Raw genomic sequence first — 15,050 nt, 5'->3', positions numbered from 1 at the left:
AGACACACAGACACACAGACACACAGACACACAGACACACAGACACACAGACACACAGACACACAGACACACAGACAAGAATCATAATTTATCCCAAAGGAAAACTAGGGCTTGAGATAGAAGCCTTATTGAGATTTGTAGGATACAACAATATAGGTTTCATAGATGATAATGACAAAATAAAAAACATTCAAAACTATCAATATTCAAACAATGAGAAGATATTAATATCATCAAGACGAAACTTTATGACACTAGCAAAAAAGCTAAAAGATAAGAATATACCTTTTAGTTGTGGATGTGAATTTGTAGCAGAATGTCTAAATAATTACTTTTCGCAAAGATATAACAAAAACAATCTAATAGCATGTATTATAGCCGGTAGAAGCGGTAGCAAACATAGAGGTAATGTAGAGAATTTTCTCAAACAAATGGGCATTGAAATTGTGTTTTTATGCACAAATCAAAAAGAAAAAGATGATGCACAAGATAGGATAGGAAATAGCGTAGCATTGATTATAGAAGACAAAGAAATATTAAGCAGGATTAACTTTTTTAGGATTGCAATATCAGAATCGCAAGAGAGATTTCACCCTAGTGTGACTTCTGTACAACTATCTCATAGTTTTAGCTCTGGGACTGATTTGATAATTCAAAAAAATTTCTCTGGCAATATTCGCTCTATTTTTGATAATAATGACTATGTAATTATTAGTTCTCAAAGACAACTTCAAGCATATAAAACAATGATTAATGATGTATATGCCAAATTTGATCCACCATATTACAAATTATTACCACTTGGTGCTCCAACGCTAGATAGATACAATGATATAAAAATAGATAAATACACAAATGACACTATATTATTGGCACCAAACAGCAAATATTGCAATTACAAAAGTATAAACAAACTAATAGAAGAACTAATAAAAGAATACAAAATAATCTACAGACCACACCCAAACCAAAGAGAAGATTCCATAAATATAAAAATAGTTAAACAATATACAAAATATAAAAATTTCACATACGATAATAGTATCAAATTAAGCTTAGAACAAATACAAAAAACACCCATACTGATAACAAATCTAAGCTCACTTAGCTATACATATACAATAGCTACAAAAAGCCCATGTATAATATACTCTCAAAAGAAAGTAAATCCGGAAGAAAAGATTCAAATGGTTGCAAACACTATAGAAGAAGTCAAACATAACATATCAACAATCATAAACAATAGAGAAAAATTTAAAAATGAGATCACAAATTATATTAAAAATGAAGTATTTAATTTTGGAGATTCAAGTCAAAAAATTGCAGAATTTTTATCTTATATGTTGTGGTGCAAAAGCTGTTAAGTTTTACTTGAGTTAAAATTAGATAGTATGCTTAATTTAAGGAATAGTTAGGAGAAAGACATGCTACTTTTTACGCCCGGACCTACACCAACACCAGAGTTCATACGAAACGCTCTAGCATTGCCAACAATACATCACAGAACACAAGAATTTGAATCTATATTCTCTGAAACCAGAGAACTACTAAAAGATATGATAAAAATGCCTGAAGTTCTAATGCTATCTAGCTCTGGTAGTGGGGCCATGGAAGCTAGTTTATTGACATTTTGTGCCAAAAAAGTGCTAACAATAAATAGTGGTAAATTTGGAGAAAGATTTAGCAAGATTGCAAATGCCTTTAACATACCATATATAGAAATCACCAATGAATGGGATACTCCTGCTGGATTAGAATGTGTGATAAATGCACTAAAAGCAAATCCTGATATAGATGCAATTTGTATGCAAGTGTGTGAGAGTGCTGGAGGGTTAAGACATTCTTATGAAGTTATAGCAAAAGCTATCAAGGAATACAACAAAGATGTTACCGTAATAATAGATGCAATAACAGCTATGGGCGTAGAACCTTTAGATGTATCAAATGTAGATGTTCTAATCGGTGGCTCACAAAAGGCATTTATGCTACCTGCTGGTATGAGTATCATAGGATTAAGTCAATTTGCACTAGAAAAGCTTGAATCTAGAAATGTAGGATTCTACTTTAATTTAAAAACTGAACTAAAAAACCAACAAAAAAATACAACTGCATGGAGTGCTCCTGTGAGCTTGGCAACTGGACTTTGTGCATTTCTAAAAGAAGCTAAAAAAATAGGGTATGAAAATATATATAAAGAAACAAAAGCACGATCACTAGCATGTGATTGCGTTATGGAAAACTTAGGATTAAGAATCTATCCAAAAATACCAGCACTAGCTATGACTACAGTTATAGACGATGATGCAGAAAAAGTAAGAAAAATGCTTAAAAATGATTTTAATGTAAATATAGCAGGTGGGCAAGATAGGCTAAAGGGCAAAATTTTTAGAATAAATCACATGGGAATTATACCTATACATGAGATAAGCTGGGTAGTTAATGCAATAGAACTTTGCTTATCAAAGCTAAAGAGAAGAGAGTTCAATGGACTTGCAAATCAAATATTCTTACAACAATATTATTCTATAATGGAGAGTTAATGAAAATTTTAGTTACAGGAACAGCAGGATTTATAGGATCATTTTTGGCTTTAAAACTAATACAAAGAGGCGATGAAGTAATAGGGCTTGATTGCATAAATGATTACTATGATGTAAATATCAAATATGGTAGATTAAAAAGAGCTGGAATCAATACAGACAATATCGAGTATAACAAAATTATACAAAGCGATAAATATGAAAATTACAGATTCATAAAATTAAACCTAGAAGATAGAGAAAACTTAGAATCTCTATTTAAAACAGAAAAGTTTGACAAGGTTTGCAATCTAGCAGCACAAGCTGGAGTTAGATACTCACTTGTAAATCCATATGCTTACATTGATAGCAACATAGTTGGATTTATAAATATCCTAGAATGCTCAAGACATAATGACATAAAGCACTTGGCATACGCTTCTAGCTCATCAGTATATGGCTTAAATGAAAGTATGCCTTTTAGCACTAGTGATAATGTAGATCACCCAATAAGCCTATATGCAGCAAGCAAAAAAAGTAATGAACTTATGGCACATACTTACTCTTATTTATTTAACCTACCAACTACTGGTTTAAGATTCTTCACTGTTTATGGTCCATGGGGTCGCCCTGATATGGCTTTATTTTTATTTACTAAGGCGATTTTAGAAGAAAGAGCTATTGATGTCTTTAATTATGGTGAAATGCTAAGAGACTTTACCTACATTGATGATATTGTAGAAGGTATAACAAGGGTAATTGATAATATCCCTACACCAAATCCAAACTGGAGTGGCAAGAATCCAGACCCACACAGCTCAAAAGCACCATATAAAATATATAATATAGGAAATAATAATCCAGTTAGACTAATGGATTTTATAAGTGCAATAGAAGAAGAAATAGGAAAAGTAGCAAAGAAAAATATGCTACCTCTTCAAGCAGGTGATGTGCCTTCTACTTATGCAAATGTGGATGATTTAATAGAAGAACTAGATTATAAACCAAATACACCAATTAAGGTTGGTATTAAAAATTTCGTATCTTGGTATAGAGAATTTTATAATATTTAAAGGAGAGAATATGTTGTGTCCTGTATGCAATGTTGATTTAGTAATGAGCGAGAGAAGTGGAGTTGAGATAGACTACTGCCCTAAATGCAGAGGAGTATGGCTAGATAGAGGTGAGCTAGATAAAATAATAGAAAGATCTTCACAAGCAACACAAACACCTCAAAGCTATAACGAGAGACCACGCCATGATGATAGAGGTGGATATTATCACAAACCCAAAAAAAGAGAAAGCTTTTTGGGTGAATTGTTTGATTTTTAATGATTATCATACCTGCTAGATTAAAATCAACTAGATTCCCACAAAAGATTCTACAAAACATAGGGGGCATCCCTATGATAGTACGTGTTGCAAACATCGCAAAAGAAATAGATAGCGTGGTTGTAGCTTGTGAAGATAATGAAGTAATTGAAGTTTGCAAAACACACAATATAGAAGCGATTCTAACTAGCAATCATCATAATAGTGGCACAGATAGAATCGCAGAGTGTGCACGAATCTTATCTTTAAGAGATGATGAGCTAATAATAAACTTACAAGGCGATGAGCCATTTTTAGAACAAGAAGTCATACTATCATTAAAACAAACAATGCTAGACAATAAAGATTCGTTTATGGGTAGCTGCATGAAAGAAATAAGCCAACAAGAAGCAGAAAACCCAAATTTAGTAAAAGTAGTAATAAATAAAAATAACGAAGCACTATATTTCTCAAGAGCTAAGATTCCATACAATAGAGATAATGAAAGCATCATGTACTATGGTCATTTAGGAATCTATGCCTTTAGCGGCAAAAGTCTGCAAGAATTCTGCAACCTACCAAAATCAAATATGGAAAACATAGAAAAACTAGAGCAATTAAGAGCACTAGATAATAGCAAAAAAATAATAATGACGAAAGTAGATAGCAAATCATTTGGAATTGATACAAAAGAAGATTTGGAATTAGCGATAAAAATATTCATGTAATAATTCAAACTCTTTTAAGTTTATTTAGGTTAAAAGCTAAAGGTAATTTATAATTTAATTTTTTTAAAGGATATTTGTATGGAAAAACCTAAAAATAGGGTTTATCTAGATAATAATGCAACTACTATGCTAGACCCAAAGGCAAAGGAATTAATGGATATTTATTTTTGTGAAAAATATGGGAATCCAAACTCACTTCATAGCTTTGGCACAGAAACTCATAGTGCCATAAGAGAAGCTTTCAATCACTTATATGATGGGATTAATGCTAAAGATGAAGACGATATTATTATCACTTCTTGTGCGACAGAGAGTAATAACTGGGTGCTAAAAGGAGTATATTTTGATGTTTTGCGACATGGAAAAAAAAATCACATAATCACCACAGAAGTAGAACACCCGGCTATTCTTTCTACCTGTAGATTCTTAGAAGAACTTGGTGTAGAAGTTACATATTTGCCCATCGGAGAAAGCGGTGGCTTAGATGCTAAAGAAGTAGAAAAAGCAATCACAGATAAAACTGCACTTGTAAGCATTATGTGGGCAAATAACGAAACAGGGATTATCTTCCCTATCGAAGAAATCGGTGCAATTTGCAAAGAAAAGGGGGTTCTTTTTCACACAGACGCGGTACAAGCAATCGGAAAGATTCCAGTAGATGTGCAAAAGTGTAATATTGATTTTTTAAGCTTTTCAGCACATAAATTCCATGGTCCAAAGGGCATTGGAGGGCTATTTATCAAAAAAGGTAGAGAACTAACTCCTCTTTTTCATGGTGGAGAACACATGGGCGGAAGAAGAAGCGGAACTCTAAATGTGCCTTATATTGTAGCAATGGGCGAAGCTATGCGACAAGCAACTTTATACCTTGATTTTGAGAAAAATAATGTAAGAAGACTAAGGGATAGATTAGAAGATGCTTTGCTTAGTTTGCCAGATACCTTTGTAGTTGGTAATCGCTCTAATCGTGTGCCAAATACGATTCTAGTTAGTATTAGAGGTGTTGAAGGCGAGGCTATGCTTTGGGATTTAAATAAATTTGGTATAGCTTGTTCTACCGGTAGTGCTTGTGCAAGCGAAGATTTAGAGGCAAACCCAGTTATGAGTGCAATTGGTGCGGATAAAGAATTAGCACACACTGCAGTTAGAATCTCTTTAAGTAGATTCACAACAGAAGAAGAAATTAACTACACAATAGATATATTCAAAAAATCAATAGAACGCTTAAGAGCGATTTCAAGCAGTTATTAAAAGGAAAAAATATGGCAAAAAATGAATTACTTGGTGGAGCGTTATGGGACGCTTATTCTAAGAAAGTTAGTGAAAGAATGGATAATCCAACACATCTTGGAGTTATCACACAAGATGAAGCAGACAAAAGAGGCTTAAAACTAATTGTAGCTGATTATGGTGCAGAGGCTTGTGGAGATGCAGTTAGGCTTTATTGGCTTGTAGATTCTAATGATGTAATTGTAGATGCGAAATTTAAGAGTTTTGGTTGTGGGACTGCTATTGCTAGTTCTGATATGATGGTTGAATTATGTCTTGGTAAAAAAGTGCAAGAAGCAGTAAAAATCACAAACATAGATGTAGAAAAAGCACTAAGAGATGACCCAGATACTCCAGCAGTGCCGGGACAAAAAATGCACTGCTCTGTAATGGCATATGATGTAATTAAAAAAGCAGCAGGGCTATATCTAGGCAAGAATCCAGAAGATTTCGAAGATGAAATAATCGTGTGTGAATGTGCTAGAGTAAGCCTTGGGACACTAAAAGAAGTAATCAAGCTAAATGACTTAAAAAGCGTAGAAGAAATCACAGAATACACAAAGGCAGGTGCATTTTGTAAAAGCTGTATAAAGCCGGGTGGTCATGAAGAAAGAGAGTATTACTTAGTAGATATTCTGCGTGATGTAAGAGCAGAAATGGAAGAAGAATCTCTAAAAAATAAAGCAGATTCAAGTGCTAGTGGAAATTTGAGCTTCAATGATATGACAATGGTGCAAAAGATTAAAGCTATTGAATCTGTAATTGATGAGAAGATTCGCCCTATGCTTATGATGGATGGCGGAAATATGGAAATAATAGAACTTAAAAATGCAAGCGATGGTTATACTGATGTATATATCCGCTATCTTGGTGCATGCAGTGGCTGTGCTAGTGGCTCTACTGGGACGCTATTTGCAATTGAATCTGTATTACAAGAAGCACTAGATAAAAGCATTAGAGTATTTCCGGTATAAATAAAGTTTAGATAGATGAGATTCTTTAAATAAAACATACTAGAGGGCGTAATATCATACAATAATTACGCCCTACTCTAAACCTAATAATTTAAATCCAAATTCAAAACCATGTAAAAGCCTACAATTACAAGCTTTTGGATACAGATACAATAATCCTATGACTTTGCAACTATGCTTTTTTGTTTTTATTAAAATTCTTACTTGTATATTTGTAAATTTAATCATATTAAAATCACACAGAAGGCAGATAAATTCTACAAAAACCTAAACTACACAAAAGTAGCTTCATGTTTTAAAGATTTATAAAATCAAAGGAACAAATAGACTTATTAAAAGCAATGTTTTAAGATAAAAACCTTAAAATTTTGCTTGATTTTTATACAAAGGTTACGCAATGTTTGAATGGATAAACTCCCCTGAAATGTGGATAGCACTTGCAACACTTATAGGCTTAGAGATAGTTTTAGGGATAGATAATATCATCTTTATAGCAATTTTAGTTGGAAGACTACCGCAAGAGAAGAGACAAAAAGCTAGAATCTTCGGACTTAGCTTAGCTATGGCTACTAGAATTTTGTTACTCTTATCACTATTTTGGATTATGAAGCTTACAGAACCGCTATTTAGTGTATTTTCACAAGAAATATCAGGCAGGGATATTATCTTAATTCTTGGAGGATTATTTTTAATAGCAAAATCAACGCTAGAGATTCACCATGATATTGACAATGCAGAAAAACAAGAAGATGAAAACACTCTAAAAGAAGGTGCAAAGAAAGGATTTTTTGCGATTTTAATACAAATTGCAATTTTAGATATTGTCTTTTCTTTAGATTCAGTAATTACTGCTGTTGGTATGGTTAGCAATATAGAGATAATGATAATTGCAGTAATCGTGGCTGTTGGCGTAATGATGATAGCTAGTAAGAGTATTTCAGAATTTGTTGATGATAATCCAACTATTAAGATTCTAGCATTAGCATTTTTAATTTTAGTTGGAGTAACACTAGTTGCAGAAGGCTTAGAATTCCATATCTCAAAAGGATACATATACTTTGCTATGGCATTTTCACTAGGTGTAGAATCTATAAACATATATATCAAAAAAAAGCATCTAAAAAAACAACAAAACTCTTAAAACAAGGCTATTCCTTGTTAAGGATAAAACATGAAAACATTAACAATAATTGATACTTTTGGATTTCTTTTTAGAAGCTATTTTGCACTCCCAAGACTACAAAATTCACAAGGATTCCCAACTGGGCTTTTAACTGGGTTTGCAAAGACAATAATGCAACTACATAGAGATTATCCAAATGATTATTTAATTTTTGCTGTAGATTCAAAAGAAAATCTAAGAAAAAAAATAGACCCAACATACAAGGCAAACAGACAAGAAGCACCAGAGAATCTAAAAATACAACTAGAAATAGCACTGCAATGGGTAGAGGAAATGGGAGTTAAGAGTATAAGCATAGATGGATATGAAGCAGATGATGTAATAGCATCACTTAACAAATATGCAACAGAGCAAGGTATAAAGGTAAGAATAATAAGCCATGATAAAGACTTATATCAGCTAATAAACCAAAATACGCTTCTCTTTGACCCAATTAAGAAAATAGAAGTAAAACATGAAGAATGCAAAGAAAAATACGGCGTATATCCAGAACAATTTATAGACTATCAAAGCATTGTTGGAGATACTGCAGATAATGTCCCTGGTGTAAAGGGTATAGGTGCTAAAGGGGCTGCAGCACTCTTAGAAGAGTTTGGGAGTTTGGATAATATTTATGCAAATTTAGACAAAATAAAAACAGAAAGGATAAGAAAATTACTAGAAGATTCTAAAAGTGATGCTTATAAAAGCAAAGAGCTAGTGAGATTAAACGATTCATTAATAAAAAATCTTGATTTACCATCATGTCTAATGCCAAAAATATGCCCACTAAACAACATAATTCCATCTCTAGTAAAATACGACTTAAATAGCATACTAAAAAAGCTATCAAACACAAAAGAAATAAAACAAAATCTACAAGAGAAACGGCAAGATTCTAGATTCTCATACAAATGGAATCTACTAAACACTAATGAAGCATTAATGGAGTTTGCCAAGAATTTAGATGAAAATCAGATAATCGCATTTGATACAGAAACTACTTCACTTGATGTAAAGACTGCTAAGATAGTCGGATTTTCCTTTAGCTTAGATGGGGTAGATTCATACTATGTCCCAATAGCACACAGTTATCTTGGGGTTGAAGAGCAAGTAAGCTTAGAGTGTGCAAAAGAATTTATAAAAAAAATATTCTCATGCAAAGAAATCATAGGACATAATATAAAATATGATATAGAGATTCTAAAAACAAACTTTAATATTTACCCAGACTTCTCTAAAGTTAGAGATTCCATGATACTTGCATGGCTTTATAAGAGTGATTCTTTAAGCAACTTAGACTTTTTGATGAAAAAATACTTCTCTCATGAGATGATAGCCTACAAAGACATAGTAAAAAAAGATGAAAATTTCTCGTCAGTATCAATAAGTCATGCAGCACAATATGCTAGTGAAGATGCAGCAGCTAGTTATTGTCTGTATTTTAAACTAAAAGATTTGCTAGAGCAGGAATTAAATAATATTGCAATAGAAGTTGAGTTTCCATTTATAGAAAATCTAGTAAATATGGAGCTAGGCGGTATAAGAGTGGATGTAGAATATCTAAACACAATAAAGCAAGAAACAAAACAAAGGCTAAATGATATTTCAGAAGAAATATTTGATATAACACAAAAAAGATTCAATTTAAATTCACCTCAACAATTAGCAGATGTGCTATTTAACGACTTACAACTACAAACTGGCAAAAAGACGAAATCTGGCTTTAGCACGAGTGAGAATGTCCTAAAATTACTATATGACACACACCCAATAATCCCAAAAATCCTAGAATACAGAGAACTCTTTAAACTATATAGCACATATATTGAGCCACTAATTTCATATGCACAAAATGACAAAGAACATAGAATCTATACTTCATTTATGCAGACAGGCACAAACACAGGGCGACTAAGCTCCAAAAATCCAAATCTACAAAACATACCAACGACAAATGTTCAAGGCAAAAACATACGAAGAGCATTTATCGCCAAAGAAAACCATACTCTACTAAGCCTTGATTACTCACAAATAGAGCTTAGATTACTAGCTCATTTTTCAGAAGATAAAGCCATGATGGATGCATTTTTTAATGATTTAGATATACATTTAGAAACTGCTAAAAAAATCTTTGGCAATGAGATGGCAAAAGAATATAGAAGCATAGCAAAGAGCATAAACTTTGGACTAATTTATGGAATGGGACCAAAAAAACTAAGCGAAACGCTAAAAATAGACTACAAACAAGCAAAAGAATATATACAAAATTATTTTTTATCATTCCCAAGCGTTAAAGGATTCCTAAAACTACAAGAAGAATTCATCTTAAAAAATAGCTATTCAAAAACTATATTAGGGCGAAAGAGAAGCTTTGATTTTAAGGATATACAAGAACATCAAAAAGCAACATTTCTAAGAGAAGGAATAAATGCTATTTTTCAAGGAAGTGCTGCTGATATCATAAAAATTGCAATGAATAAAATAACACAACAAAAACTGAAATCAAAAATGCTCCTTCAAGTGCATGATGAGCTAATCTTTGAATCTCCAAAAGAAGCAGTAGAAGAAGAATCAAAAATAATTGCAGAAATTATGGAAAATGCCTTACAGCTAAAAATCCCACTAAAATGCAGTATAAATATGGGTGATAACTGGAGTAAGTTAAAATAATTAATGCTTGATAGTTTGCAAAAATTCCTCTTCTAGCTTTAGAAGTTTTTTGCTACGCTCTTTTATTTTTTTTGCAGGTATTCCTGCATAAATTCCAAACTCTTGCGTAGAATCTTTTAATAAACTCATAGCACCTAATGCGGTCCCATTCTCCATAGTTACACTTGGTAAAATACAACTTCCGCTACCTATTATGCAATGATTTTTTATAGTTATCTTCCCGCCATATTGCTTTGGTTTAAACTCATCAGGAACAAATGGAGCAGTCAAACTATCGCCTGAATAATCATCACTATGACTGATAAGTCTAACATAATTGCTAATAGCGACAAATGATCCAATTTCTATACCATATCCACCATAAAGAGATGTAAAAGATCCAATATGAACATAAGAAGCTATTTTTATATCTCCTCCTAAAATTACAAAAGATCCAATTTTTACAAAATCACCCAAAGATATATTTTGTGGATTATCAATTGTTGTTCTAGTGTCAATCTCTACATTTTGTCCTAAATGTCTAAATCCCATTGACAAAAGATCTTCTCTAGAATACAGCATGGAATTCTCCATGCTTTAAATTTTCTACAATTCTAGTTTGTGTTTTGCTATATAAAACGATGGAGTGAGCACATAAATCCCCCCCCCCCCCGCAGAATCCAAGTTTTCAACATTTATTAGTCCTTTTTTATTTTCTAATCCTTGAAGTTTTACAAAATAATCTTTAAAAGATTCATTGCTATATAGTTTAATTGCACCATCTCCACATTTTAAAATAATACTAGTATCATCTAGTAAAAACACCTTGCCATATTCTATATTATTGCATTCTTTATCTATCTTTTCTGCTTTTGTGATATCAAAGACTTTAGATTCACAGATAAGCTTTGCACAAGGATAAGGAGGACAAAAAGAATCTACTAAAGAAATAATATATCTAATAGGCATTCTTACATCTATTAGCACATCATGCATATTTCGCTTACGCCAATAATTTGGGATTCCTACTTGCTTGGTTTTATTTCTAACCAAAGATTCGTTTTGCAAAATCTCACAAATACCATCTTTACTTAGCTTATCTATTTTTTTATTTATATCATTTATAGTATCACTCTTTAATATCTTAAATGGAAGCTTTAAAATAATCTCTCCACTATCTACACCACTATCCATATAAAAAAAGCTCAAAACCCCCTCTGTAAGCCCCAAAACCTTATACCAATGTCCTGCATGTCTTCCGCGATTCTTTGGCAAATCCGTCGCATGTGCTACAATAGTTGCTCTCTTGGATAGCTTATATATATTTTCTTTTAGAATCTTAGGCCAACTAACAATCAAATAATCCATATCAAAACTAGCAAATAAGGAAGTAAAATTATTAATATCATCTACTTCATAATACTCACAACCTACACTTTTGGCAAAAGATTCAATATCTACAGAATTATTTGGCAAAAGCTCCTTTTTTAAGCTCACAACAGCAACTAACTCTCCACCTCCATCCAATACACCTTTTGCTAGAGAGATTGCACTATTTGTAGTTCCTATCACCACACATCTAGGCATTTTCTTCCACCCATTTATTGACTTCATTGCATACTATATCTATCTTTTCTAACTCCAAATTAGGACCACTAGGTAGTATTAAAAGCTCGTTATTAAAAACTTCACTTACAGGAAATTCTTCTTTAATATTCAAATGCGGACAATGATTTAAAGATGGAGATTCTAAAGAAGTTTTAATCCCCTTGCTAAGCAGATATTCTCTTAATGCTAAATTGTCTTTTGCAAAAATAAGCACTCTCATAGGTACTTCACCATTTTCTATATTTGACTTTAGAATCTTAACCCCCTTTAATTTCTCTTCATATCTTTTATAATTATTAATTGAAGCTTTCATTTTTTCTTCTATTTTAGAGAGTTGCACTAAGCCAACACTAGCTTGCATATCATTAAACTTGAAATTATAAGCTTTAATTTCATAACTATTTTCACTCCTTACATCAAAGACGCCTTGATTTCTAATCCTCCTTAGCCTATCATAATCATTCTTATCTTTCATCACCACAATCCCACCTTGCCCTGTTGTAAGAATCTTTGCAAGTCCTAAAGAAAAGCAACCAAACCTACCAAAAGAACCAAGATTTCTACCCTTACTATCTTTTGAGCCAAAGGCTTGGCAGGCATCTTCTACTATTTCTATATTATGCTTTTTAGCTATTTCTAGGATTCTATCCATGTTAGATGCCACACCATTTAGATGCACAGGCACTATTACTTTAGTTTTGCAAGTAATTGCAGTTTCTAAGAGTTCTTCATTGATTGTTTGATTATCTTTTACGTCAATTGCTTTTATTCTAGCTCCTAGTATAACTCCAGCATGAGCAGTAGCCACAAATGTCCTATTTGGCATTATTATTTCATCTCCTAATTCTATCCCAAGACCCATATATGCTAAAGTTAGTGCTTGTGTGCCATTAGGGACAGCTAGTGCATAAGGCACATTTAAAAACTTTGCAACTTTTTCTTCAAACTCTTCTGTAATGCTACCTTGCGCGATTTTACGACTTTTTATTGCATTTGCAACTGCCTCCTGCTCTTCCTTACCTAAAGATATATTCCACCAATCAATAACATAACTCATGCCACCACCTCTTTAGCAGCATAATTTAAATTATTACAAAAATAACAAGAGATTATCTCTCTATTTGCCCCCCCCCCCGCAGAGAATTTAGTATTTTTCATTGTATTTCCTTTATCATTAGATTTTTGCAATGGTGCTTTATTATAAAATTCTGCAATATTTCTTACTAGAGTTTCATATTCTTGTATGCTAACTCCACCATCTACACGCAATATTTGCCCATTTACAAAGCTACTTTTTAACAAAAACCAAATAGCCTCACATACATCTTCACTTCTACCCATTCTACCAAGCGGGGATAGCATTTTATAAAGATTGCTTAATTCTTCTTCATTTTTATAAAATTCCTCATTTTCTGGCTTTAGAGTTAAAGAAGGTGCTACTGCATTTACCCTTATGCCTCTTTTTGCCAAATTTAACGCATAAAATCTAACAATTTGCTCCAAACCAGCCTTAGCTACATGGTATCCTAAAGGCTGATTTTTAGCTATCAGACTCCCGCAAATAGAGCTTACAAAGACTATTGTTGCGTTATCACTCAAATGAGTTTCTAAAATATCCAAAGCATTTTTCACCATTATTAATTCCACTTGAATTTCACCACTAAAATCATCAAAACCACTTTCACTTCCACGATATTTTAGAAAGAACACTAAATGATCTATTTTTTTGGAATCTTTTAATTTTAATTTCTCTTTTAGTGTACTATAAAACTCATCTTTACAAAAATCAGATTCAATAAAATTTACATCAAAAGAATAGGGATTCGTCCGAGAAAATAAGGTAACATCACAATTGTTTAAAGCTTGTTTGGTAAATACTCCACCAATACCTTTGCTACCACCAAAGATAAACATTTTTTTCATCTATTCTAGCCACCCAAGACAATTTTTACATAGATTAATTCTACCCCTTCCACCCTTAAGATGTGCTTGTTTATACGCTTCTTTTACCTTTGATGTTGTCCATATTTCTTGTATGCTTTGTGTATTTAAATCTCCCAAAATTACATTTCTACACTGATCTACATTACATAAAGCAACACTGCCATCACATTTTATTACCATTGTATTCCATAATATATAACATGGTTTTTTGTTTGCTTCTTTGTATATTTCTTCCATGTTCCCCTGCATTTGCTCTATAGTATCTTTTTTAGAATCTGTTCCATATACATATGAAAGATCATCAATCCTAATAGAATCTCCACGACTAACATCAAGAACTCTAGCCCAAAAATTATAAATCTCATCAAAACACTCTTTGTTTGCATTGCTTTTTATAATGCTTACCCTTATTTTTAGTTTTATAATTTTTCTCATTTCTCATTTTTAAAAAACAAATAACATTGGCCATAACTCTCTCAAAAATAAGATTCTTTCGAATCTTTTCATACTCTTTTTTATCAAGGCTATCAATACTAAAATTAATTGCATCAAGACCAGAATCCAAAATTTCTTTTGCTTTCTTAAAATCCAACAATGAAGCATTAGTAGAGAAATTAACAGCAATATTAGAATCTTTAAATTTTTTAATTTTAAATGCTAAGCTCTTGTCCAAAAGTGGCTCATTGCCAACAAAAAGTGCTACTTTTGTTACATCATTTTTGTGTAAAATAATCTCATTTGCAATCTTAAAAAACAATTCATCTTTCATAATAGCACCACCACGTTTCCACTCATCTATACCGCACATAAGACACCTAGCAGTGCAATTGCTACTTGTCTCTAACTTTATAAATCTAGGAAAAGAACTATATAATCCCCCCCC

The 15,050-nt window shown here is 32.3% G+C and carries 15 protein-coding genes; 9 read left to right on the top strand and 6 right to left on the bottom strand.

Going from position 1 to position 15,050, the window contains the following annotated elements:
- The 9 genes from PF022_RS05685 to polA all read left to right on the top strand — a co-directional run.
- A partial coding sequence (locus PF022_RS05685; RefSeq protein WP_271023123.1) for a hypothetical protein occupies nt 1-1,364 on the top strand: 1,364 nt, incomplete at its 5' end.
- A 60-nt stretch (nt 1,365-1,424) separates the two neighbouring features.
- Nucleotides 1,425-2,540 carry a pyridoxal-phosphate-dependent aminotransferase family protein gene (locus PF022_RS05680; protein WP_271021403.1) on the top strand — a complete coding sequence of 372 codons (1,116 nt, stop codon included), beginning with the start codon at nt 1,425-1,427 and terminating at the stop codon, nt 2,538-2,540.
- Nucleotides 2,540-3,592 (top strand): NAD-dependent epimerase, encoded by a 1,053-nt coding sequence (locus tag PF022_RS05675; RefSeq protein ID WP_271023122.1) that lies wholly within the window; start codon nt 2,540-2,542, stop codon nt 3,590-3,592. The genes PF022_RS05680 and PF022_RS05675 overlap by 1 nt, the downstream gene beginning before the upstream one ends.
- Before the next feature lie 10 nt (nt 3,593-3,602).
- Nucleotides 3,603-3,851 carry a TFIIB-type zinc ribbon-containing protein gene (locus PF022_RS05670; RefSeq protein ID WP_271023121.1) on the top strand — a complete coding sequence of 83 codons (249 nt, stop codon included), beginning with the start codon at nt 3,603-3,605 and terminating at the stop codon, nt 3,849-3,851.
- A complete protein-coding gene (gene kdsB / locus PF022_RS05665) occupies nt 3,851-4,558 on the top strand; it encodes a 3-deoxy-manno-octulosonate cytidylyltransferase (RefSeq protein WP_271023119.1) in 708 nt (235 codons plus the stop codon). Before PF022_RS05670 ends, kdsB begins: the two co-directional genes overlap by 1 nt.
- Nucleotides 4,559-4,636: 78 nt before the next feature.
- A complete protein-coding gene (locus PF022_RS05660) occupies nt 4,637-5,809 on the top strand; it encodes a NifS family cysteine desulfurase (protein ID WP_271021407.1) in 1,173 nt (390 codons plus the stop codon).
- Nucleotides 5,810-5,820: 11 nt separating this feature from the next.
- On the top strand, nt 5,821-6,801 hold the full coding sequence (locus PF022_RS05655) for an iron-sulfur cluster assembly scaffold protein (RefSeq protein WP_271021408.1): 981 nt from the start codon (nt 5,821-5,823) through the stop codon (nt 6,799-6,801).
- A gap of 397 nt (nt 6,802-7,198) precedes the next feature.
- Nucleotides 7,199-7,942 (top strand): TerC family protein, encoded by a 744-nt coding sequence (locus tag PF022_RS05650; protein ID WP_271023117.1) that lies wholly within the window; start codon nt 7,199-7,201, stop codon nt 7,940-7,942.
- A 30-nt stretch (nt 7,943-7,972) separates the two neighbouring features.
- Complete coding sequence (gene polA / locus PF022_RS05645; RefSeq protein WP_271023116.1) at nt 7,973-10,636, top strand: DNA polymerase I; 2,664 nt, start codon at nt 7,973-7,975, stop codon at nt 10,634-10,636.
- Here the strand turns inward: polA and PF022_RS05640 are convergent, their stop codons facing one another.
- Genes PF022_RS05640 through PF022_RS05615 form a run of 6 tightly spaced genes read right to left on the bottom strand, consistent with a single transcriptional unit; the run spans nt 10,637 to nt 15,017 of the window.
- Complete coding sequence (locus tag PF022_RS05640) at nt 10,637-11,197, bottom strand: acyltransferase (protein WP_271021411.1); 561 nt, start codon at nt 11,195-11,197, stop codon at nt 10,637-10,639.
- Between the two features lie 24 nt (nt 11,198-11,221).
- On the bottom strand, nt 11,222-12,229 hold the full coding sequence (locus tag PF022_RS05635; protein WP_271023114.1) for a formyltransferase family protein: 1,008 nt from the start codon (nt 12,227-12,229) through the stop codon (nt 11,222-11,224).
- On the bottom strand, nt 12,195-13,280 hold the full coding sequence (locus PF022_RS05630; RefSeq protein ID WP_271021413.1) for a DegT/DnrJ/EryC1/StrS aminotransferase family protein: 1,086 nt from the start codon (nt 13,278-13,280) through the stop codon (nt 12,195-12,197). Before PF022_RS05630 ends, PF022_RS05635 begins: the two co-directional genes overlap by 35 nt.
- Complete coding sequence (locus PF022_RS05625; protein WP_271021414.1) at nt 13,277-14,146, bottom strand: SDR family oxidoreductase; 870 nt, start codon at nt 14,144-14,146, stop codon at nt 13,277-13,279. Before PF022_RS05625 ends, PF022_RS05630 begins: the two co-directional genes overlap by 4 nt.
- Nucleotides 14,147-14,602, bottom strand: coding sequence for an SPASM domain-containing protein (locus PF022_RS05620; protein WP_271023112.1), 456 nt, complete (start codon nt 14,600-14,602; stop codon nt 14,147-14,149). It abuts the gene before it with no gap.
- Nucleotides 14,532-15,017, bottom strand: coding sequence for a radical SAM protein (locus tag PF022_RS05615; RefSeq protein ID WP_271023176.1), 486 nt, complete (start codon nt 15,015-15,017; stop codon nt 14,532-14,534). The genes PF022_RS05620 and PF022_RS05615 overlap by 71 nt, the downstream gene beginning before the upstream one ends.
- Nucleotides 15,018-15,050 lie beyond the last annotated feature (33 nt).

Source organism: Helicobacter sp. WB40 (genome assembly GCF_027859275.1).
Classification (GTDB): domain Bacteria; phylum Campylobacterota; class Campylobacteria; order Campylobacterales; family Helicobacteraceae; genus Helicobacter_D; species Helicobacter_D ibis.
The sequence above is the reverse complement of the archived record's forward strand: the minus strand, read 5'-3'. Positions and strand labels throughout refer to the sequence as shown.

Coding starts and splice junctions, on each gene's coding strand:
- PF022_RS05620 (WP_271023112.1), bottom strand. CDS start 14,602: ATGAGAAAAATTATAAAACTAAAAATAAGGGTAAGCATTATAAAAAGC.
- PF022_RS05660 (WP_271021407.1), top strand. CDS start 4,637: ATGGAAAAACCTAAAAATAGGGTTTATCTAGATAATAATGCAACTACT.
- PF022_RS05630 (WP_271021413.1), bottom strand. CDS start 13,280: ATGAGTTATGTTATTGATTGGTGGAATATATCTTTAGGTAAGGAAGAG.
- PF022_RS05670 (WP_271023121.1), top strand. CDS start 3,603: ATGTTGTGTCCTGTATGCAATGTTGATTTAGTAATGAGCGAGAGAAGT.
- PF022_RS05675 (WP_271023122.1), top strand. CDS start 2,540: ATGAAAATTTTAGTTACAGGAACAGCAGGATTTATAGGATCATTTTTG.
- PF022_RS05625 (WP_271021414.1), bottom strand. CDS start 14,146: ATGAAAAAAATGTTTATCTTTGGTGGTAGCAAAGGTATTGGTGGAGTA.
- polA (WP_271023116.1), top strand. CDS start 7,973: ATGAAAACATTAACAATAATTGATACTTTTGGATTTCTTTTTAGAAGC.
- PF022_RS05680 (WP_271021403.1), top strand. CDS start 1,425: ATGCTACTTTTTACGCCCGGACCTACACCAACACCAGAGTTCATACGA.
- PF022_RS05650 (WP_271023117.1), top strand. CDS start 7,199: ATGTTTGAATGGATAAACTCCCCTGAAATGTGGATAGCACTTGCAACA.
- PF022_RS05655 (WP_271021408.1), top strand. CDS start 5,821: ATGGCAAAAAATGAATTACTTGGTGGAGCGTTATGGGACGCTTATTCT.
- PF022_RS05640 (WP_271021411.1), bottom strand. CDS start 11,197: ATGCTGTATTCTAGAGAAGATCTTTTGTCAATGGGATTTAGACATTTA.
- PF022_RS05635 (WP_271023114.1), bottom strand. CDS start 12,229: ATGAAGTCAATAAATGGGTGGAAGAAAATGCCTAGATGTGTGGTGATA.
- kdsB (WP_271023119.1), top strand. CDS start 3,851: ATGATTATCATACCTGCTAGATTAAAATCAACTAGATTCCCACAAAAG.